The 20,348-nt window shown below is 72.3% G+C and carries 16 protein-coding genes; 4 read left to right on the forward strand and 12 right to left on the reverse strand.

Going from position 1 to position 20,348, the window contains the following annotated elements; all coding sequences use genetic code 11:
• Window positions 1-99: 99 nt before the first annotated feature.
• From OHU74_RS28995 to OHU74_RS29010, 4 genes are all read left to right on the forward strand, one after another.
• Window positions 100-1,404, forward strand: a complete 1,305-nt coding sequence (locus tag OHU74_RS28995) for a hypothetical protein (RefSeq protein ID WP_371618586.1) — start codon at window positions 100-102, stop codon at window positions 1,402-1,404.
• Window positions 1,401-3,545: a hypothetical protein gene (locus OHU74_RS29000; RefSeq protein ID WP_371618587.1), complete on the forward strand. Its 2,145-nt coding sequence runs from the start codon at window positions 1,401-1,403 to the stop codon at window positions 3,543-3,545. Before OHU74_RS28995 ends, OHU74_RS29000 begins: the two co-directional genes overlap by 4 nt.
• 69 nt (window positions 3,546-3,614) lie before the next feature.
• Window positions 3,615-4,661 carry an AAA family ATPase gene (locus tag OHU74_RS29005; RefSeq protein WP_371618588.1) on the forward strand — a complete coding sequence of 349 codons (1,047 nt, stop codon included), beginning with the start codon at window positions 3,615-3,617 and terminating at the stop codon, window positions 4,659-4,661.
• On the forward strand, window positions 4,658-8,347 hold the full coding sequence (locus OHU74_RS29010) for an SAV_2336 N-terminal domain-related protein (protein WP_371618589.1): 3,690 nt from the start codon (window positions 4,658-4,660) through the stop codon (window positions 8,345-8,347). The genes OHU74_RS29005 and OHU74_RS29010 overlap by 4 nt, the downstream gene beginning before the upstream one ends.
• A 2-nt stretch (window positions 8,348-8,349) precedes the next feature.
• Here the strand turns inward: OHU74_RS29010 and OHU74_RS29015 are convergent, their stop codons facing one another.
• The 12 genes from OHU74_RS29015 to OHU74_RS29070 all read right to left on the reverse strand — a co-directional run bounded on the left by OHU74_RS29015 (window position 8,350) and on the right by OHU74_RS29070 (window position 19,726).
• Window positions 8,350-9,129 (reverse strand): class I SAM-dependent methyltransferase, encoded by a 780-nt coding sequence (locus OHU74_RS29015; RefSeq protein ID WP_371618590.1) that lies wholly within the window; start codon window positions 9,127-9,129, stop codon window positions 8,350-8,352.
• A gap of 145 nt (window positions 9,130-9,274) precedes the next feature.
• Window positions 9,275-10,078 carry a hypothetical protein gene (locus tag OHU74_RS29020; RefSeq protein WP_371618591.1) on the reverse strand — a complete coding sequence of 268 codons (804 nt, stop codon included), beginning with the start codon at window positions 10,076-10,078 and terminating at the stop codon, window positions 9,275-9,277.
• Entirely contained in the window at window positions 10,078-11,346 is a 1,269-nt protein-coding gene (locus OHU74_RS29025; protein ID WP_371618592.1) for a VWA domain-containing protein, read from the reverse strand. Before OHU74_RS29025 ends, OHU74_RS29020 begins: the two co-directional genes overlap by 1 nt.
• Window positions 11,347-11,509: 163 nt before the next feature.
• Window positions 11,510-12,307, reverse strand: coding sequence for a VOC family protein (locus tag OHU74_RS29030; protein ID WP_371619844.1), 798 nt, complete (start codon window positions 12,305-12,307; stop codon window positions 11,510-11,512).
• 121 nt (window positions 12,308-12,428) lie between these two features.
• The gene (locus OHU74_RS29035; protein WP_371618593.1) at window positions 12,429-13,052 is read right to left on the reverse strand and encodes a uridine kinase; all 624 of its coding nucleotides are present in this window, start codon (window positions 13,050-13,052) and stop codon (window positions 12,429-12,431) included.
• 121 nt (window positions 13,053-13,173) lie between these two features.
• Complete coding sequence (locus OHU74_RS29040; protein ID WP_371618594.1) at window positions 13,174-13,983, reverse strand: enoyl-CoA hydratase/isomerase family protein; 810 nt, start codon at window positions 13,981-13,983, stop codon at window positions 13,174-13,176.
• Window positions 13,980-15,227 (reverse strand): cytochrome P450, encoded by a 1,248-nt coding sequence (locus tag OHU74_RS29045; protein ID WP_371618595.1) that lies wholly within the window; start codon window positions 15,225-15,227, stop codon window positions 13,980-13,982. The genes OHU74_RS29040 and OHU74_RS29045 overlap by 4 nt, the downstream gene beginning before the upstream one ends.
• A 103-nt stretch (window positions 15,228-15,330) precedes the next feature.
• Entirely contained in the window at window positions 15,331-16,722 is a 1,392-nt protein-coding gene (locus tag OHU74_RS29050) for a cytochrome P450 (protein ID WP_371618596.1), read from the reverse strand.
• A gap of 10 nt (window positions 16,723-16,732) precedes the next feature.
• The gene (locus OHU74_RS29055) at window positions 16,733-17,293 is read right to left on the reverse strand and encodes an ATP/GTP-binding protein (RefSeq protein ID WP_330299293.1); all 561 of its coding nucleotides are present in this window, start codon (window positions 17,291-17,293) and stop codon (window positions 16,733-16,735) included.
• A gap of 3 nt (window positions 17,294-17,296) precedes the next feature.
• Entirely contained in the window at window positions 17,297-17,689 is a 393-nt protein-coding gene (locus OHU74_RS29060; protein ID WP_371618597.1) for a DUF742 domain-containing protein, read from the reverse strand.
• Complete coding sequence (locus tag OHU74_RS29065; protein ID WP_371618598.1) at window positions 17,682-18,524, reverse strand: roadblock/LC7 domain-containing protein; 843 nt, start codon at window positions 18,522-18,524, stop codon at window positions 17,682-17,684. Before OHU74_RS29065 ends, OHU74_RS29060 begins: the two co-directional genes overlap by 8 nt.
• Window positions 18,521-19,726, reverse strand: a complete 1,206-nt coding sequence (locus OHU74_RS29070; protein ID WP_371618599.1) for an ATP-binding protein — start codon at window positions 19,724-19,726, stop codon at window positions 18,521-18,523. Before OHU74_RS29070 ends, OHU74_RS29065 begins: the two co-directional genes overlap by 4 nt.
• Window positions 19,727-20,348: the final 622 nt, after the last annotated feature.

Below are 20,348 nucleotides of genomic sequence, written 5' to 3' on the forward strand. Positions count from 1 at the left end.
GATGCGCACGGTCCGAACTCGCCGTTCCGAAGGCCCCGTTCGCCGCGCGGCGCTATGGTGCCGGGCGGGGGACGACGGTGCGAGGGGGGCGGAGCCGCGATGCGATTTCTGTTTGTGCACGGCACGGGGGTGCGGCGCGAGCGCCACGACACGCTCTTCGCGCTGGTCCGCGACCGGCTGACCGACCGGTTTCCCGACGCGGCCGTCGACTCCTGCTTCTGGGGAGAACGCTTCGGGGCCACCCTCAGCGCCCACGGCCGCTCCGTACCCGGGCTGCGCCTCCCCGGCGGGGCCACCGGGGAGGAGGACGACGGAACCGCCGAGTGGGGGTTGCTGATCGCCGACCCGCTGTGCGAACTGCGGGTACTGGCCGAAGCGGGCTGGGACACCGGCGCCGCCGGGGGCGAGGACGGGTACGGGGACGACGGCTTCGCCATGCCCGGCGTCCGGTCCGCCGGGGTCCGGGTGCTGGAGCTGCTGGCCGACCTGGCCGACCTGGCCGACCTGGCCGAGGGTGATGGGGTGTCCGGCGCGCTCGAAGCCCCCGGCGCCCCCGGAGCCCGTGAGCAGGCCGCGCTGCTGCTCGGCACCGGGCTCGCCGCCGGGTTCCCCGCCGCGCTGGAGGCCGTCGCGGGATCCGCCGAGGCCCCGCGCGCCGGTGCCCGCGCCACCGAGGAGCACCAGGCCGTGGAGCTGGCCACCGCCCTCGCCCGCGCGGTGACCGCCGCCGCGCTCGCCTCCGCCGGAGCCGAGGCCGACTGCACCGGGGCCGAACGCGACCGCCTGGTCGAGCTGCTCACCAACCGGCTCGGCGGCGACGCCCGGGTGCCCGGAGCCCGGGCCGCCGCTGTGCTGGGCCGGCTCGCGATGCGCGTGAGCACCCAGCCCCTGCTCAACGCCTGGCGCGGCTCCCTCACCGTCGGCGCCACCCCGGCCCTCGGCGACATCCTCCGCTACCAGGCCCGGGGTGCGGACCTGCGCGCGTTCCTGCTCGCGCGGATCACCGCCGACCCCGGCCCGACCGTGCTCATCGGCCACAGCCTCGGCGGGATCGCCCTCGTGGACCTCCTCGCGCTCGCCGCCGCCCGCGGCGAACCCGTCCCCGGGGCCGCGCTGCTCGTCACCGTCGGCTCGCAGGCCCCGTTCCTCTACGAGCTCGGCGCGCTGACCGGGATCGCACCGGGCACGAAGCTCCCGTACGCCTTCCCGCGCTGGCTCAACGTCTACGACCGCCAGGACGTGCTCTCGTACCTCGCCGAGCCCGTCTTCCCCGGCGACCCGCGCGTCAGCGACCACGAGATCGGCAGCCGTCAGCCCTTCCCCGCCTGCCACAGCGCCTACTGGAAACAGGATTCGCTCTACGCGCGCATCGAACAGGCGGTGGCCGAAGCGGAGATCGGGTGATTCCCGCCGGCTTCCTGCCTCCCGCCCTCGGCCCACGGCGCACCTTCGCGCTCGTCGCCGGGGTCGAAAGCTATGCCGTCAGCCACCGTTGGAACCTGCGCGGCCCGGCCCGCGACGCCCTGCGGTTCGCACGCTGGCTGACCGGGCCGGGGGAGGTCCCGCCGGGCCACGTGAAGCTGCTGCTGTCCCCGCTGGACGACCCCGACACCCTCGGCTGGTCGGCCTCCCCGGGGCTGGAGGCCCTGCGCACCACCCACCGGCCGGCCACCGAGGAGAACGTGAAAGCGGTGCTCCTCGACGAACTGCCCGCCTGTGACGGGGATCTGCTCTGGATCTTCTGGGCGGGGCACGGCTACATCGAGCCGCGCGGCGGTGAACTCATGCTGCCCTGCGCCGACGCCAGCCCCGGCCAGATCCGCCACCTCAACCTCGACTCGGCGCTGCGCTGGTGGCGCACCGACCTCGTCAAACACCGCCGGTTCCCGCTCCAGGCGGCCCTGGTCGACGCCTGCCGGGTCGACGCGCCCCGCGACACCCGGTGGAACTTCGGCGCCAACGACTACGGCGGCGGCGCCACCGTCCCCGGGCGCCGGCAGTTCCGGCTCTACGCCTCCCGCGAGGGCGAGGCCGCGCAGAACGACGCCGAGCGCGGCGCGGGCCTCTTCACCGAGGCCCTCCTCGGGGAGCTCGGCGAACGCACCGTCCGCGACGGCGTCGCCGGACTCGCCGACACGGCCCGCTCCATCCACCACACCTTCCGCGAACGGCGGGAGCGCGGCGAGGGCTGGCAGCTCCCGCAGTTCGTCGTGGACCGGGACTGGGACGCCTGCTCCTTCCTCGACGAGGACCTGCCCGGGGCGCCGCCGCCGCCCCGCGCGGCCCGCCTGGACCAGACGGCCTGGGACGGGCTCGGCGAGCTCTTCGAGGGCCGCGACCTGCCGCGATGCTCCTACGAGGCCTACGTGTGGGCATTCCGGGCCACCGGCTGCGCACCCCCGGTCCACGGCGGGCTGCCGGGCGAGAGCCTGCTGGAGGTGGCCCTGGACCTCGACGAGCGCCACGGTGGGCCGGGCGGGATGCCGCTCGTGGTGCCCTTCGTACGCTTCCTCGGCGAACGGGCCGCCGCAGGCGGTGCGGGAGGCGCGGGAGGCACGGGCGACGAACGGTGGGCGGCCCGGCTGCGCGACTGGGTGCAGGGCACCCGCGAACGCCTGGCCCTGCCCGCGCTGCGACCCCCGCCCCCGCCCGCGCGCCGAACGGCCCTGCACGTACGGCTGGAATCACCGCCGGGCGGCGAAGACGGATTCCTGGCCCGGATGTGGCTGCGGCGCGATACAGCCGAGCACATCTGGGAGTCGGAGGGGGAGCCGATCCGGCTGGATGCGGTACGGGACGAGCTCGTACGCCAACTGGGCAGTGTGGGCCGGGCGTTGCTCGGACGGGCCGAGGCCGGGCAGCCCTCCGACGCGGTGGAGCGGATCGAGTTCCACGTCCCGTACGAGCTGCTGGACCTGGACTTCGACCAGTGGCCGGTCCCGCGCGGCCCCGGCGGTCGGACCCGGGCCCTGGGGCTCGTCTACCAGGTGGTGGTGCGCTGCCCGCAGGAGCGCGAGGACACCGGCAGCGAGTGGCGGACCAAATGGCGCTGGCTGTGGGCCCAGGGCGGGCGGCACGCCGACGCCGTCCGGGTGGTGGCCGACGCGGACGTGTACGACGGCCTCGGCGTGGAGCTGGGGGCGGGGCCCGCGCCCGCGTGCGTACTGGCCCACACGCCGGCCGGGGCGCGGACGGGAGCGGTGGTGGAAGCGGTGCTGGAGGGCGGGGTGCCGGTGGCGGTGTGGCGGCGTGCGGGCGGTCTCCCCGGTGTGCCCGGTCCGCCCGGTCCCACCGGTCCGGCCGGTCCCCTCACTCCGCCCGATCTGCTCGCCCTGCTCGCGCCGGCCGACGCGGGCGGGCGTCCCGACCCCGGCGCACTCGATGTGCGCGCACTGCCGGAGCGCGTACGGGAGGTGCGCCGGGCGGCCGTCGGAGCGGGCGCGGGCGCCCCCTACGCCAGTCGACAACAGGCAGCAGGGGCAGACCGGTTGGTTCTCTTGTGGGACGATCCCGACGACACGCTCGCCCTGCGGCCCCTGGCCTGAACCGATCCCGACATCAACCCCGACCCCGACCCCGACATCGAACCCGACGACAGACCGCGACATCCGACGATGGAGGCACAGGCAGTGGTGAAGGACTGGTGGCTGTACCACGGGACCGGCGAGGCCGCCGAGCGTCGGACCAGGCTGGAAGCCGGACCGCCACCGCCCTGGCGGGATTTCACCGGCACCCCGGACCCCGGATACACGCCGCCCGGCTGCTCGGGCCCGGCCTGGGACCGCACCTGGCGGCGGGGCGAGGGCTACGTACCCGACGAGATCGAGAAGGACGTGGTCAACACGGCCCTGCACCTGCGCAGGCCGCTCCTGATCACCGGTAAGCCCGGCGTCGGCAAGTCCACGCTCGCCTACAGCATCGCCTCGAACCTGGACCTGGGCCCCGTACTGCACTGGCCGGTCACCAGCCGGACCGTCCTGCGCGACGGGCTCTACCTGTACGACGCGATCGGCCGCCTGCAGGAGGCCGGACTGGAGCAGCTGCGCACCCCGGGCGCCGCCGCCGGCGGTCCGTCCATCGCCCGCTACCTGCGCCTCGGCCCGCTCGGCACGGCCCTGCTGCCGCAGGACCGGCCGCGCGTCCTGCTCGTCGACGAGATCGACAAGAGCGACATCGACCTTCCCGGCGACCTCCTCACCGTCTTCGAGGACGGCGGCTTCGTGATCCCCGAACTCGCCCGGCTCGCGAAGGAGGACCCGACCGTCGCCATCGGCACCGACGACGATCCCGACGCCGCCGTCCGGATCGCCGAAGGCCGCGTCCAGTGCCGGTACTTCCCCATCGTGGTCCTCACCAGCAACGGCGAACGCGATTTCCCGCCCGCCTTCCTGCGCCGCTGCGTCCGGCTCCACCTGGACCCGCCCGGACTCGACAAACTCGCCCGCATCGTGCGCGAGCGGCTCGGCGTGGACATCGAGCACAGCGACGAGTACCGCGAACTCGTCACCAGCTTCCTCGAACGCGCCGACGACGGGGACCTGGCCACCGACCAGCTCCTCAACGCCATCCAACTCCGCCTGGCCGGCGCCTGGTCCGCCCCCGGCGACCGCGACCGGTTCCTCGCCACCGTCATGCACCACCTCACCGGGCCCTCGGCGTGATCGAGAGGCTCCTCGCCGCCTTCGCCGAAGGCGCCGAGGACGGCGGCCCGCGCCCCGGAGCGGGGGCGGAGGAGATCGCCGACATCCTGTGGCTGGCGACCCGGGTGGACGCGGCGCAGCCCCGCCCCCCGGCCGCCGGGACGGCCACGGCGCCGTCCGAGCCGCTCCCCGAGCCCGAACTGGCCGGACCCGTAGGGGAGTTGTCCGGCACCGCCCGCACGGGGGCGGAGCCCGCGGCCCAGTTCTTCCCGGCCCCGGGCCCCGGTCCGCGCCCCGGCCCGGCCGATCCCGCCAATCCTGCCGATCCCGCCGATCCGCTCCGCCGGGAGGGCGAGACCCCGGGCGACGCCCCCGCACCGCCCCGGCGCCGGGGTACGCCGCTGCGGCTGCCCCGCGCCGCCTCCCTCGACGACCCGCTCGCCCTGATGCGCTCCCTGCGCCCCGTCGGGCGCCGCAACATCGGTGGGCCGGGGGAGGAGTTGGACGAGCAGCTCACCGTGGAACGCAGCATCGAGCGGATGGTCCTCACCCCGGTCCTGCGCCCCGCCGAGAGCCGCTGGCTGGACGTGGCCCTGGTCGTCGACACCCACCACTCGATGCTGCTCTGGTCCGACCTGGTGGAGGAGGTCCGCGGGGTCCTCACGCGCAGCGGGGTCTTCCGCGACGTACGGACCTGGCAGCTCACGGGCACCGGCCCCGGCGGTACCCCCATGGTCACGCGCGGTCGCGCCACCGCTCCCCGCAACCCCATGGAACTGGCCGACCCGGCGGGCCGCCGGCTGATCCTCGTCCTCTCCGACACCGTGGCCGGCGGCTGGCGCGAAGCCCCCCTGCGCGGCCTGCTCCGGCAGTGGTCCACGCACAACGCCGTGGCCGTCCTCAACGTCCTGCCCGAGCGGCTCTGGACCCGCGGCGCCGTCCGCCCGGTCCCCTTCGCGGTCCGCGCGGACCGGCCCGCGGCCGCCACCCGCTCCTGGCAGCGCGTCCCCCTGGTCCGGCGGGCCCGCGGGGGCGGGGCGGTGGTCCCGGTGGTCGGCATCGCCTCGGGGAGCCTGGCCCGGCTGGTGCGCGTGGTGTCCGGTGACGGCCGCTGGCGGCGGTTGGCCTGCCTGCGCCTGGACGAGGAGGCCGCGCACGAAGCCCCGTACGAGAGCCCCGGATCCGAGAAGCCCCTCCCGGACCCCCTGGAGGCGGTGGAACGCTTCCGCGCGAACGCCTCCCCGACCGCCCAGCGCCTTGCCGCCCACCTGGCAGCCGTACCGCTGACCCTGCCCGTGATGACCCTCGTACGCCGCTCCCTGCTGCGGGACTCCGAGCACAGCCACCTCGCGGAGGTGGCGCTGGGCGGGCTGTTCGCGCCGTGGGGGGCCGAACAGATCGCGGACCAGGCGGAGTTCGAGTTCCTGCCCGGTGTACGGGAAGCCCTGCTCGGATCGCAGCTGCGAGGGGACGTGGCCGCAGTACGGGAGCTGGTGCGGCGGCGGGTCTGGGAGTACATGTCCCGGCACCGCGGCACCGGCCCCGATTTCACGGCGATCCGCCTCACCGACGGAGTGCGGGGCCGCCGCGAAGTACCGGACGGAGCCCAGCCGTTCGCCACCGCGGCCCGCGCCGATCCGGGACTGGCCGACCGGGTGGTGCGGGTCCGGTTCGAGCCGATGCGCGATCCGCAGGGGGTGGGGGTGCTGCTGTCGCCCCGGCTGGTCCTGACGGTCGGGGAATCGCACGTGCGGAGGAACGCCTTCGCCTGGGTCCGCATGGAGGAACAGGAGTCTCTGTGCCACAGCGTCTGGGGGGACGAGGCGTCGCCCCAAGTGCTCCTGCTCCTCTCCGAGACGGATCTCGTGAACCCGGCGGACTGGACCGGTCCGGCCTGGACGCACGGGTCCGCCGTTCCGGGTAGCCGTCTCGTCGTGAACGGCTCCACCGACGAGGGCCAACCGATCGCGCTGGCCGGCGAGGTCCGGCCCTACGAGGGTGAACGCAACGGGGAGCTGGTCCGGCTCTCCGAGGAACCGGGCTCCTGGACCCAGTACGTGGGCGCCCCGGTCTCCGCCGACGGGAGGCTGGCGGGCGTCGTGCACACCGTCCTGCCGGACCGGATGGTGTTCCTGTCCGGCCAGGCCCTGCTCGAACAGCCCGGATTCCGGGAGGTCATGACGGCCCATACGAGGGCGCGTCCGGGGGACCCGGGGATCTGCCTGGCGGTACGGGCCGAGGTGGCGATGGCGCCCATCGGACGGCCGTTGCAGCCTGAGCTCACCGAGCTCCTGCTGCGGATGCAGGCGGACAGTGGGGTCACCGGGACGATCGGCGCCACGGACGGCGGCGTCGTACTGCTCGTCGCGGTGCCGGAGCCCGGGGCCCTGGGGAAGACCGGACGGCTGCTGGCCGAGTTGCCGGGGGCGCTGTCGCGACTGCGCGGAGGGTCCGGCGAATGGGACGTCTCCCTGGCGGTGGCGCTCGCCAGCGGGGACTTCGCGATCGAGGGGCGGCAGGTGCACGGACGGGCGGTGGACGAAGTGCTGTACCTGGTCGACCACCGGACGGTCACGGAGCGGCTGAGGCGGCCGGACGCGATCGGGTCCGTCGTCCTGGTGCAGGGCGAGTCGGTGCGCGCCATCAGCGGTATGGAACACCTGAGGGTCGAGCGGCTGGATGCGGAGACGGGTGAGCCGGGCTGGATCTGCCTCGACGGACCCGCCGAGCTGGCACGGGCGCTGGCCGACGCCGAGCTGAGGATCGACGACCCGGCCGTCGACTGGCCGCGGTGCGGGTACCAGGGCGGCGCGGCCGATCCGGCGGGCTGCAGCGGTATCCGGCTGCCGAGTCGCCGCTGGTGCCTGGCCCACGCGGAGGAGTCCGAACAGGCCCTGTACCTGGAGGTTTTGCGGCCGGGGTCCCCGGTGGACCTGCGGGGCACCCCCTTCGCCGACGGTCTGCTCGAACGCGTGCTGCGGCAGCTGCGCGACCCGCTGACGGGCCACGTCCGGATGGGGCCCGGGGTCTTCGACCGCGCGCACTTCGCCGACGGCTGGAACACGGCGGGGGCCGAGTTCGAAGGGCGCCTCTCCTTCGATCGGGCCCTGTTCGACGGCCGGGCGAGCTTCGAAGCCTCCCGGTTCAAGGGCGCGGTCTCCTTCGGGCGGACCGTCTTCCGGCGGGACGGAGCCTTCGACGGGAGCACCTTCGACCGCGAAGCACGCTTCGACAGGGTGGACTTCGGGGGCAGCGCGGGGTTCGCCGACACGATGTTCGCCCGCGGACTCGACATGGCGCGGGCCGAGGTGTGGGGCGAGGCGGTCATGAGCCGGATGAGGGTCCGGGGGGTGAGCGGCTTCGCCCACACGGTGTTCCACGACCGCAGCACCTGGGACCGGACCGCCTTCCAGGGGCCCGCCGCCTTCGAGTCCACCGTCTGGGGGAGCGAGACGCTCTTCGACGGGGCCCGCTTCGAGGGCCGCACCTCCTTCGCCCTCGCCACCTTCGCCGCGTCGGCCGTGTTCACGAACGCGGTCTTCGCGGCCGGAGTCACCTTCGAGCAGGCCGACTTCGCGGAGGCCGCCGAGTTCACGGACGTGTCCTTCGCGGACAGCTCCGAACTTCCGGACGGCTGGCAGCGGCTGCTGCCGGGGCGGGGCACCGCCACCTTCAGGACCCCGCCACCGGACAGCTCCTCCGGGTAGCTCTACGGGCGGGCGCCCCCGCGCCGCAGCAGGAAGAACAGACTCGGCCCGAAGTTCAGGGCGGCCAGCGGGCTCTGGATGCGCTGCTCGACGGCCAGCAGCCGCTCCTCGCCCACGCTCTGCTTGAGTCGTCCGCTGCGCATGTTCGACACGGACAACTTCTCCTCGACGCGCAGCCCGGCGGCCGTGAACTGCTCCACGACGGTGTCCGGGTGGTGGTTGACGAAGGGGATGCTGCCCTCGGCCACCTTCTCGGCGGAGCGGATGTCCACGGGCTGGCGCGGCACCGTGCGCAGTCGCTTGGCGTAGCGCAACTTGTTGAGCATGTGCGCCGAGTTGGCCACCTCGATCAGGGCGCGGGCGCCGGGCTTCAGGACGCGCGCGATCTCGCGCAGGGTCGGGCCGGGGTCGGGCAGGTGGTGCATGACGCGGATCATGGAGACGAGATCGGCCTCCCCGTCCTCCAGCGGGATCTGCCCCGGGCGCATGAGGTGGGCCGTGACGCCGGGCTGGTCGGCGAGGAGTCGCTGGGCGATGCCGACGTGCTTGGCGCTGGGGTCGAACATCATGACCCGGTCCGCGTACTCCTTGAGGACCGGGCTCAACCTTCCGAATCCTCCGCCCACTTCGCAGACGAGTCCGTACCGGGCGCCGTCCCGCCCGATCAGCCGCTTGACCGCGGCTATCTCCGCGGCGTGTTCGTAGTCGCGCCCCTGCCAGTAGCCGACGTAGTCCTCCGACTCGTCGTCGTACTGGTCTCCCCGGGTTTCGCCGTTGTCCATGCCGTCCCCCCAAGTGTGTTCTGGGGCGCATCATCTCGGCGGAGCCGGGGGGAGGCAACGGCTCCGAAGCATGGTGCTTGCACGGATTCCCGGGTGCGGGGCTGGTCAGCCCGGCACCCGGGGTCCAGGTTCGGACGGTGTGGGCTCAGCCGGTGGGCGGCACCCCCCGTCCGGGACGGCCCGCGCCCCGGGTCAGGCGGTAGCCCCCGATGCCGGCGAGCGCGGCGAGCAGCCCGCCGGCCGCCGTCCAGAGCCAGCGGTCGGACCACCAGCCGCCGGACCAACCGCCGTCCGGCGCTATGCCGGAGGCCGTTCCGGAGCCGGGGACGAGCGGCGTGGCCAGCGCGTTGTCGGCCGCGTAGGCCCCGCCGACGTCCTTGGCCTCGGCTCGCAGGCGGGCCCGTACCGGCTGACCGAGGTCCTCCGGCGCGAGGTCCGTGACCGTGAGCCGGATGTAATAGGCCCCCGGCAGCGGGTCGTTGCTCCACTGGTCGGCGCCCGAGTGGACCGGGCGCAGGGTGCAGGAGAGCTCGACGGTGGCGGCGTCCTTGGCCGCCGTACCGGTCTGCGTGCCGTACGTGCAGGGCTGGCGGCGGCGCAGACCGTCGTAGACGTCGAGCTGCCAGGTGGAGGAAGCGTGCCGGCCGGCCGCGGCGGGCAGCGTGACCGAAGCCTGGACGGTGGGGCGTTGACCCGCGTCCAGGGGGAGGACCCAGTAGAGGTAGTCGCCGGTGGAGGCCTCGGCCGTAGCCGCCTGGCCCAACTGCACCGGCGTGGCAGTACGGAAGGCGGTGCCGGCCTCGGTCGGAGCCTTCGGGTCCCCGCTCGGGCTCGCCGAGGGCGAGGGCGAGGCCGCCACACCGAGCAGCCCGCCCCCCACCAGCAGTCCCACGGTGGCCGCGCGTCGCACGGTGCGCGTGATCCGCGCGTATCGGGTGGTGTCACTCATCAGTTGGTCCTCCAGACCGCGATGCGCCAGCGGGAGACCCAGCCCCACACCAGACCGGCCAGGAAGCCGGTGAGCACGAGCACGCCGAGCAGCCACCAGCCGCGCCCGAGGCCGAAGGCGGCCACGTCGCTCGCCTCGTCCGGGCCGTCCACCACGTCGATGGTCAGCTCCACGGGCATGCCCGGGGTGGTCTTGACCGAGGCGGGCGCCGAGAAGGAGTTGCTGATCTGCAGGCACACGGTCTCCGGCTGCTGATCGTCCTCGTCCCCGCCCGCCGCCCGCTTGGGATAGCGCAGCCCGGACGAGATCAGGTCGGTCCGCCCATCACCGGCTTCCTGACCGCGTACGATCTCCCGCCCGCTCCGCGTCGTCGCGCGCAGCAGGATCCCGTAGTCGTTGTTGACCGCGCGGTCGGAGCCGATGCTCACCGAAGCCCGCAGCTCCTGGCCGGGCTTGACGCCCACCCGGTACCAGCGGTGCTCCCCGAAGGTCTCGCGGTCGCTGTAGAGACCCGGCTTCAGCTCCGGGGCCCCCTCGCACTGCTTGGCACCCTCGGTGGCCACCGGATTGACCACCGGAGTGGCCGCCCGATCGACCAACTGCCGGACTCTGCCCGACAGTTCGGCGGTGTGCTGCACCGAGGTGTACGTACCGCCGGTGGCCTCGGCGATGCAGATCAGCTGGTTACGGGTCTTTGCGTCGGGCACCAGCCCGAGGGTGTCGATGACCAGGTGGATCCCCTGGGCCGCGATGTCCCGCGCGACCTCGCACGGGTCGAGCGGTGCGCAGGTGTCCTCGCCGTCGGTGATGAGCACGATCCGCCGGGTGGCGTCGCCGCCCTTGAGGTCCTCGGCGGCACCGAGCAGGGCCGGCCCGATCGGGGTCCATCCGGTGGGAGCGAGCGTGGCCACGGCCGTCTTGGCCTCGGTGCGGTTCAACGGCCCGACCGGATAGAGCTGCTTGGTGTCCTTGCAGCCGAGGTTCTTGTCGTCGCCGGGGTAATTGGCGCCAAGGGTCCTTATCCCGAGCCGCACTTCATCGGGCACGGCGTCCAGTACCTCGTTGAACGCCTGCTTCGCGGCGGTCATCCGGGACTGCCCGTCTATGTCCTGCGCCCGCATCGAGCCGCTGACGTCGAGCACCAACTCGACCTTGGGCGCTTCCTTCGCCACCGGCTCGCCGGCGACGGCACTTGCCGGGAACAACCCGGCGGCCAGGGTGACCAGCAGGCCGCATGCGCCGGCCGCCACCCATTTTCTAGTGATCATCGCCGGATCGTATTGAGATTCCCCCCACCCACCAAACCGCCGGGACCCGGCGGCAGCCGTTCACGCCCCCACGGCGGCTCCGCAACACCGACGGCCGCCCCCGCGAACTCCCGCAAGGAGGACCCGGAGACGGCCGAACGGTATGCGGGCAGCAGCCGGGAGACTAGGCGGGCTGCTCCGGTGCGGATGCCGTGATCACAGAGAAGACGCCGCTCTGCGGGTCGGCGAGGACGGCCATCCGGCCCGCCGCCATGTCGAAGGCCGGGGCCATGACGCTGCCACCGGCCCGGACCGCCGCCGCCTGGACGCTGTCGACGTCGTCGACGTGGAAGTACGGCTGCCAGTGCGGCGGAACCCCTGGCGGCATGCTCGCGAGGTCCATCATCCCGGCGACCGCGCGACCGGCGACCTTGAGCTCGATGTAGCTTTCGGCGCCCGGCATCTGCGACGGGGCCGGGCTGATCGGCAGCACGGCCGAGTAGAACGCGGCGGCCGCGTCGGTGTCACCGGTGCTGAGCTCGCTCCAGATCAGCGCGCCGTGCTCGTTGACGATGCCCGCCCCGTCGAAGGTACCGGGCTGCCAGAGCCCGACGACGGCGCCGGTCGGGTCGGCGAGGACGGCCATCCGCCCGAGGTCCATGACGTCCATCGGGCCCATCATGACGTTGCCGCCCGCGTCGGTGACCGACTTGAGGGTGGTGTCGATCGCGTCGGTGGACAGGTACGTGGTCCACACGGTCGGCGGCATCGGGTCGGGCAGCGTCCCGTCGGGGTTCATCGCCTTCATGATCCCGGCGACCGGCTTGCCCTTGAGCGTGCAGACCGAGTACCCGCCGGTCTCGGCGGGACCGATCTCGCCCTGCCAGCCGAACAGGTCGCAGTAGAAGTCGAGCGCCGCCTGCTGGTCGGGGACCATCAGATCGATCCAACAGGGAGTGCCGGGTTTGTAGGGGCCGTTCATGTCGGGCACGGATGCCTCCGGATTGACGGGGAAGGACGGCCCTTCCCCTACCCGGGCCCCACACCCCGAATCGAGCCACACGGGTGAACCGCCGCCGCGACGATCGTGGGTCCTGCGTGCATCAGTAGCCCCTGACGAGGAGCGTGGCCCTGGTCTGCGGCCATGTGGTGCGTAGGTAGTGGTCCTCGGCGGCGCGCCAACGCCCGATCCACTCCTCGGGGTTCTCCCCGCGCGCCCGCACGCGCTGCAGGCAGGTGTCGCGCGGTGTGTCGACGTAGACGGTGAAGTGGTAGTAGGGGGCCAGCTCCGGGCGGGCGGCGTAGACCCCTTCCACGATCACCACGCCTCCGGGGGCGATCTCGTGCCATGCTCCGAGCCGTCCGGTGGTCCAGTCGTACCTCTGATAGCGGGCGGCCCGGTCCTGATCCCGCAGCGGGACGAGGACTTGGTCCCGGAGCCGCTCCCAGTCGAAGTAGCGGTGGTAGCCCTGCTCCGCGTCGAGCCGCTCCCGCTCGCGGTCGGGCATGGGCCGGTAGAAGTCGTCCACGTGCACGACGACGGACCCTTCGAGCCCTCCGGCCACCGCCGCAGCCAACGTGGTCTTGCCCGACCCTCCGGCCCCGTCGATGGCGACGAGCCTGGTGCCCCCTCGGGCCGGGATCGAGTCCGTCACCCCGGCCTCGAGGTCCCGCAGCAGTCGCTGGACACTTTCCGTGGCCTCGGGATCGCGGAGGTTTCCGGACATGGCAGCTCCTCGTAGGCGGTGTACTGGGTGTCCCTCCATCATCCCGGCCGTCCCGTGCCCCGGCCGCCCTCGGTGGCCCGGTGGCCCGCGGTCGGTCGGAGGTCCGCGTCGGCTGCGGGGATCAGCCCCTTGTGTGCTGGTGGAGGGCGGCTGTCAGGAGGTGGGAGTCGAGCAGGGAGACGTCCGCCGTCCTGTCCGCCCGCGCGTAGCCGGCCAGCATCCGCTTGGTCAGGACGAGCGCCTCGGGCGAGCGCCGCACGAGGGGCCTGGTCCAGGAATCGATCACCTTGTCCAACTGGTCCAGCGGGGCGGTCCGGTGGAGCAGCCCCATCCGGTGGGCCGTATCGGCGTCGAAGACCTCGCAGGTGAGCATGAGCTCGCGGATCCTGGAGGTGCCGGCCTCGGAGACCAGGCGTCCCATCGCCCCGCCCCACGCCGGCGGCAGCCCTACGCCGACCTCCGGCATGCGGAAGCGGCTGGTGTCGGCGCCGGCGCGCAGATCGCAGAACGAGGCGAGGGCGAGGCCCGCGCCGATGACCCGCCCGTGCAGCCGGGCGATGGTGACCGCGTGGGTGTTCTCCAGGGCCTGGCACAGGCGGTGCGCCTTGTCGGCGATGCGCCGCAGGACCACGCCGGACGGATCGGCGGCCAAGGCCTCCTGGTACTCGTTGCGGTCGGCGCCCAGGCAGAAGTCCGTACCCAGCGACGACAGCGTCAGGATCCGGACGTCGGGTCTCTCGTGGAGGTCGTCGAGCAGGGTGGTGAGGTCGCCGAGGACCGCGGCGTCCAGGGTGTCCTCCTGCCCCCAGGGGTTGAGGCGCACATGCAGTACGGGGCCGTCCTGCTCGGTGTGTATCGCCTTGGGGGCGGTCCGGGCGAGGACGAGGGGGGAGGCGGGGGCGCAGGCGGGGGCGGAGATGGATTCGGTCATGCGAGTGCTACGTCCAGGTTCAGGAGTCGCCGGAACGCCACGCGCGGCGCCATCGACGGGGGGCGTACGAGGGTGAGGCGCGGCAGGCGCCGGACCAGCTGGTGGAGGAGGGTCTGGGCCTCGATGCGGGCCAGCGGCGCGCCGAGGCAGTAGTGGATGCCACCGCTGAACGCCAGGTGGTCGGGGGCGCGTTCGGGGTCGAACCGGTCCGGATCGACGTGCCGGGCGGGGTCCCTGTGCGCCGCTCCGACCATGAGGTGGACCATCTCGTCGCGCCGGATCTCGAAGCCCCCCAGCACGGAGTCCTGCGATGCGACCCTGCTGATCACGTGGGTGGGCGGGTCGTAGCGGAGGGTCTCCTCCACGAAGCCGGCCACGAGGCCCGGGTTGTCGGCGATCATGGCCCAGCGGTCCGGGCTTTCGACGAGTCGGAGCGTCATCGTCGAGAGGAGGGTCGCGGTGGTTTCCAGGGCGGCCAGCAGGACGAAGAGCACCAGGAAGTAGACGGCCTCGTCGGCCTTGTCCCGGTCGGGCTCGATCGCGTCCCACGTCTGGATCCACCGGGTGACGGGGTCGTCTCCGGGGCGGGAGCGCCGGTCGCGCACCAGGTCCATGAAGTAGGTGCGGAGTTCGGCGGTGGCCGCGTCGGACAGGGCCAGTTGGCTGGCCGACGGCAGCAGCTCCTGGGTGAACACCTGATCGTGCGTCAACTCCCGGAGCCTCGGCCAGTCGGCCCGCGGCAGTCCGAGCCACTCGCCTATGGTGGCGACCGGCAGCTCCTCGCAGACGAGCTCCGAGAAGTCGGCCTCGCCGGTGCGTATTCGCTCCGTGAAGGTGTCGAGCAGCTGATCCGCGTTCCGCTTCACATTGCGGCCGATGCGCTCCACGGTGCCCCGGTCGAAGGTGCCCGCCGCCCGCCGCACCTTGGTGTGGTCCGGCGGGTTGAGCGCGGCGAGCGTGTTGCCCATCTCCCGCGAGGAGGGCGCGTTCCAGCGCGTCCCGGGCCCTTGTCGCTCCCGCCATTGTCTGTCCGGCTCCAGCCATTGTCGGCTGCGCAGCACTTGGTCGCAGGCGGCGAAGCCCGTGACGGCGAAGCCACCCCAGGGGGCGGGTACCACCTCGCCGCGTGCGTGGAACTCGGCGTAGATCGGGAAGGGGTCGGCCTGCCCTCTGGCCGTCCGCAGACGGGAGAAGAGGGAGGCGGACGCCCGGCGGTCGTACGTCGGGGTTGTGGCAACGCCCATGATGGCGGCTCCTTTCTGAGAACCAGCCGCCATGCATACCCACATGATCGTTAGGCATCCACTACCGCTGGGTAGTCAGGGAGTTACGAGAATCACACTCGCCTCAATCGCCCCTGGTCCAGGCCAGGAAGCGGCTGAACAGGCCGCCCTTGGGCTGCGGCGCGGCGCCGCCGTTCGTGCGCGCGGGTCCGGTGTGGGAGGGCGGGACGGCGGCCGCCTGCTGCTGGGGCAGCACCTGGCCCGCACTCGATCCGGTCGGCCCGGCCTGCCCGGCAGCCTGGGGAACGGCCCTCGGGGTGAAGCGGATCGGGAGGGTGACCAGCGTGCGGCTCCACGGACTCGGCGCCCAGGTGAGCGACTTGAACGGGACGCGCAGCTCGACGTCGTGGAGCTGGTTGAGCAGGGTCTCGACGGCGGTCACGGCCATCATGAAGGCCGGGTCCTTGGCGGGGCAGGCGTGCGGGCCCGCTCCGAACGCCAAGTGGGCCTTGGCGCTGAGCTGTTCACGGTGTTCGGTCAGCTTCGGGTCGGTGTTGGCCGCGGCGAACGAGACGAGGACCGGGTCGTTGGTCCGGATCAGCCTGCCGCCGAGCTCGACGTCGTGAGTCGGGTAGTGCGCCGCGTAGTTGGCGATCGGCGCGTAGTTCCACAGGGTCTGGGAGACCGCGTCCTCGACCGGGAGGCCGACCTGCCAGTCCTCTCCGAGGTACAGGGCGCTACTGGTGCCGATGGCCGCGGCCAGCGGCGCGGTGCCACCGGAGAGCAGGGTGACCAGCTGGTGCAGCACCTCCTCGTCGCTCAGCTGGGCCGAGTGCTCCATCAGGCGCGTCGTCAGATCGTCCGTCGGGCGCCGCCGCTTGAGGGCGATCAGCTCGGTGAGCGCCCCGCCGAGCACCTCGTCGGCCCCGGGGGTCCCCTCGAAGATGCCGCTGATCCCGGCGATCACGCGGTCGCCGATCTCGGGCGGGCAGCCGAACAGGTCGCTGAAGACCAGCAGGGGCAGCGGCTGGGCGTACTCGGCCATCAGCTCCGCCTGTCCGAGGACGTCGGTACTGAACTGGCTGATCAGGTAGTTGGCGGACTGCTGCGTCTGCCGGATGAGCTGGTGCTCGTTGACCGTGGCCAGGCTGTCGGTGACGGCCCGGCGCAGTCGGGCATGTGCCGCACCGTCACTGAAGAGCGCGTTGGGCCGGTAGCCCATCATCGGCAGTGCCGGGCTGTCCGCCGGGACCCGCCCCTCGTTGAGGGCGTTCCAGCGGCGGGAGTCGCGCACGAAGGAGGCGGGGTTCTGCAGGACGTACAGGGCGGCGTCGTAGCTCGTCACCAGCTCGACCTGGACGTCGGGGGCGATGTCCACGGGCGCGCTGTGACCGAAGGGACGCAGCTGCGCGTAGTGGCCGTCGGGGTCGGCTCCGAACGAGGGGCCGTACATCTGGACGTTCCCGTGCGCGGGGCAGCCGGGAGGTATCTCCTGCGGGTCAAGTGGCTGTTGCATTCCTGCGCTCCTAGCCGAGTTGGGACATGAGGTGCTTCACGAGGACGATGAGGGCCTGCGCCGAGGAGTTCTCGTCCCGTACGTCGCACTCCACGACAGGGGTCTCGGCAGTGAGGTTGAGGGCTTCGCGCACCTCGTCGAGCGGGTAGTGCGTGGTGCCCTCGAAGTGGTTCACGGCGATGGCGTACGTCAAGCCGAAACGTTCGACGAGGTCCAGGACGGGGAAGGACTCGTGCAGCCGCTCCGGGTCGACGAGGACCAGCGCGCCCAGAGCGCCCCGGGAGAGCTCCTCCCACATCTCCTTGAAGCGCTCCTGGCCGGGCGTTCCGAAGAGGTAGAGCACCAGGGTGTCGCTCAGGGTGAGCCGGCCGAAGTCCATGGCGACCGTGGTGGTCTTCTTGTCGGGCGTGCCCGACAGGTCATCGAAGCCCACGCTGGCTTCGGTGATCTCTTCCTCGGTCCGCAGGGGCTCGATCTCGGAGAGACTGCTGATGCAGGTGGTCTTGCCGACCCCGAAGTGGCCCACTATGAGGATCTTCACCGCGTGGGAGACATCTGGATCCAGGTACACGCGTTACGCTCCGAATCGATTCTTCAGGCCCTCGAGCACGGCGCTGACCAGTTCTCTGTCGACACGTTCGGCGCGCGGTATCGGTGTCCTCGTGAGGATGAGGCCGTCCTCCTCCAACTGCGCCAGCAGGATGCGGACGATGCCCAGGGGCAGGTGCGTGTGCCCCGCCACCTCGGCCACGGACAGGAATCCGTTCGCGACCAGGTCCATGACCTGCCCCGCTTCCGGGGACAGCGTGCGCGCCGAGACCTGGACCCCGTCCGCCGCCGCCGTCACGAGCGTCGTGTGCTCGTACTCGTGGTCCGGGGGCAGCGCCCGTCCGTTGGTGATCACGAAGAGGGGAACTAACGGTGATGTCAGTTCCAGCTCTTCATCCTGTTCGGGCCCGTCAGGCATGGCCTGTCCCCTTCCCCGTCATCGCCGCCGCAGTCAGTCTGGGAACCACCTCGTGCAGACGGGTGGTGAACTGTTCTATGTCGCAGTCGTGTTCGGCGGCAGCCGCCAGGAGGGCATCGGGGCCGGCCGCCATCAGGAAGATCCAGCCGTGCTGGAACTCGATGACCGTCTGACGCCACTGCGCGTCCTCGGTGACCCCCGCGAACTGGGAGGTGACCCGGCTGTAGGCATGGATGCCCGTCATGGCCGCGGAGATCGTGTCCGCGAGGTCGCGGCTCAGTCCCTCGGTCGCCCCGCGGGGCAGGCCGTCCGATCCCAGCAGCACGGCGTGGCGGGCGCCCTTGACCTCGGACATCACCCGGTCGAGCTCGCCCAGGACGAATCCCGCGTCACCGGAGCCCTGCTGCCGCGGGTCACCGCCCCGCGGACCTCCGGCGTCCTCGGCGCTCACCCGGGGCGGCGAGGTGAGGTTGTTGCCCAGCCGGGCGACGAGGCGGTGCATGCGGAAGGAGATCTGCTGCATGTCCACATCGGGCGCGGCCGCGGCGGCGAGGTAGGAGCCCTGCCCCGCCCCGATCAGGAAGCTCCAGCCGTGCGAGAACTCGATGATCGTCTGGTTCCACTGCCGCTCCTCCTCCGGTCCGGCGAAGTGGGCCGTCGCCCGGCTGAGCGACTGCATCCCGGCCATGGCCGCCGAGATCGTGCGCACATCCTTCTCGGCCAGGCCCTCCGTCGCGCCGCGAGGAAGGCCGTCCGCGGAGAGTAGGACGGCGTGCCGTGCACGGGGCACGTTGTGCACGATGTCCTCGAGCATCCACGACAGGTCTGAGGTCATGCCTCTTCGGGCCCTTCGAACGAGGTGGCGTCAAGGTTGCGGCCGGAGAGCGTGCCGCGCTGGAAGGCCCCCAGGCTGCGCCCGGAGGCGCGGCCCGTCTCCCCGGGAGTCCGCGGCGCCGGCGAGGTGGCGTCGGGATCGGGGACGCTGGCGATGGGCGCCTGGCGTGCACCGCGCTTGGGCAGACCGTGCATCGTGCGCGAGGTCGGGATCTGCGGGGCCTGGGGTCCCTGGGGCCGGCTCTCGGCGACGCGCCGGATGTCACTGACCGGAGCCTCCTGGGCGGGCGGTATCTCCTCCATGGTCCACAGCTCCTCGGGCAAGAGGACGACGGCCCTGACGCCGCCGTATCGGGAGACTCCGGTGACGTCGACCTTGAAACCGTGGCTACGCGCGATCAGGCCGATGACCGGGAAGCCGAACTTCGGCTGGGTCCCGAGCTGCGACAGGCGGGGCGCGACTTCTCCGGAGAGCAGCGCGGTCGCCCGCTGGCGCTCTTCGTCGTTCATGCTGACACCGGCGTCGTCGATGACGATGCACAGGTTGTTCTGGACGCGCTGGAACGTCACTTCGATCGGCGCGTCGTGCTGCGAGAAGCTGGCAGCGTTGTCAAGCAGCTCCGCGACGGCGAGGGCCACGGGCGCGACCGCGTACGCCTTCAGGGCGAGGCTGGTCTGCTGCATGATGGCGACCCGGTGGAAGTTGCGGATCTGGCCCTGGGCGCTGCGCACCACGTCGTAGACGCTGGCGGGCCGGTTGCGACGGCCGAGCGGCGCACCGCACATCACGGCGATGCCCTGGGCCTTGCGCGCCATCTGGGCGTTGGCGTGGTTGACGTCCAACAGGTCGCTGAGGACCGCGTGTCCGCCGTACTTGCGCTGGATGCCGTCCAGAAGCGTCGTCTGTTCGGCCGCGAGGCTCTGCAGGAGGCTGGCGGCGCCCTTGAGGACGGCCTTGGTGTTCTCCTCCGCCGCGTCCTTGGCCGCGCGGAGCGTGGCGTCCTGTTCCTCGCGGAACCGATGCAACTCGGCGCGCGTCCCGTGCAGGTGACTGTCCGTCGTGAGCAGCTGGTGCCTCAGTTCGGCCTCGGTGTGTTCCTTCTTCGCCCCCAGCGCTCGGTTGCGGGCGACGAGTGCCACGACCGCGACAACGGCTATCGCCGCCACCGCAACCAGGCACCACACAAGTGCGTCTCGATTCATGGAAACCTTTCCCGGCACATGACATGCGGACGGCTGCAGATACACCTCGCGAGGCCCCGCAACACAGCTGATCGGCACCGTTCACCTGCGGTTAAGCGGAGAACCTGCCCCGATCACAAGTCGGCATCTGCATCAAAACGGAGCAAGATCACAGATGCCGGGATGCTATCACCGGATCTTCGGCCCCCAGGACGCCCGCAAAGGCACTACATCCGGCCAACCAGGCCGCGATTGCGGCGGGTTGACATGGTTCTCCGGCCGGCCGCATCTGCTATCGGCCGTCCCTTCCGCCACCGATCCGTTCAGCAGTTCTTCATGAGGGGGGCGGCGATCCCTCACATCGATCCGAGAACCCCGCCAGCTGCCCCCGGACGCCCATCGCCGGAAAATGGCAGGACCCAGCTCATCGCCGCCGGGGGCGTGTTGCGCTTTACCCCTACTTTTCCGGCGGGCCGAGTCGGAGTCCGGCAGTGGCGGTGGCGTGATGGCGCCGTCGGACCGCGATGAGCCGGAGCGGCTGCGCACGAAGGCCGGTGAGCCGGAACCGGAGGGGCAGTTCCCGGGCAGCGCTGCCCGGTATTCCGCCAAAACAGCGGTTGTTGACCGGCCGCCGCGGCCAAAG

Source organism: Streptomyces sp. NBC_00454 (assembly GCF_041434015.1).
GTDB lineage: Bacteria > Actinomycetota > Actinomycetes > Streptomycetales > Streptomycetaceae > Streptomyces.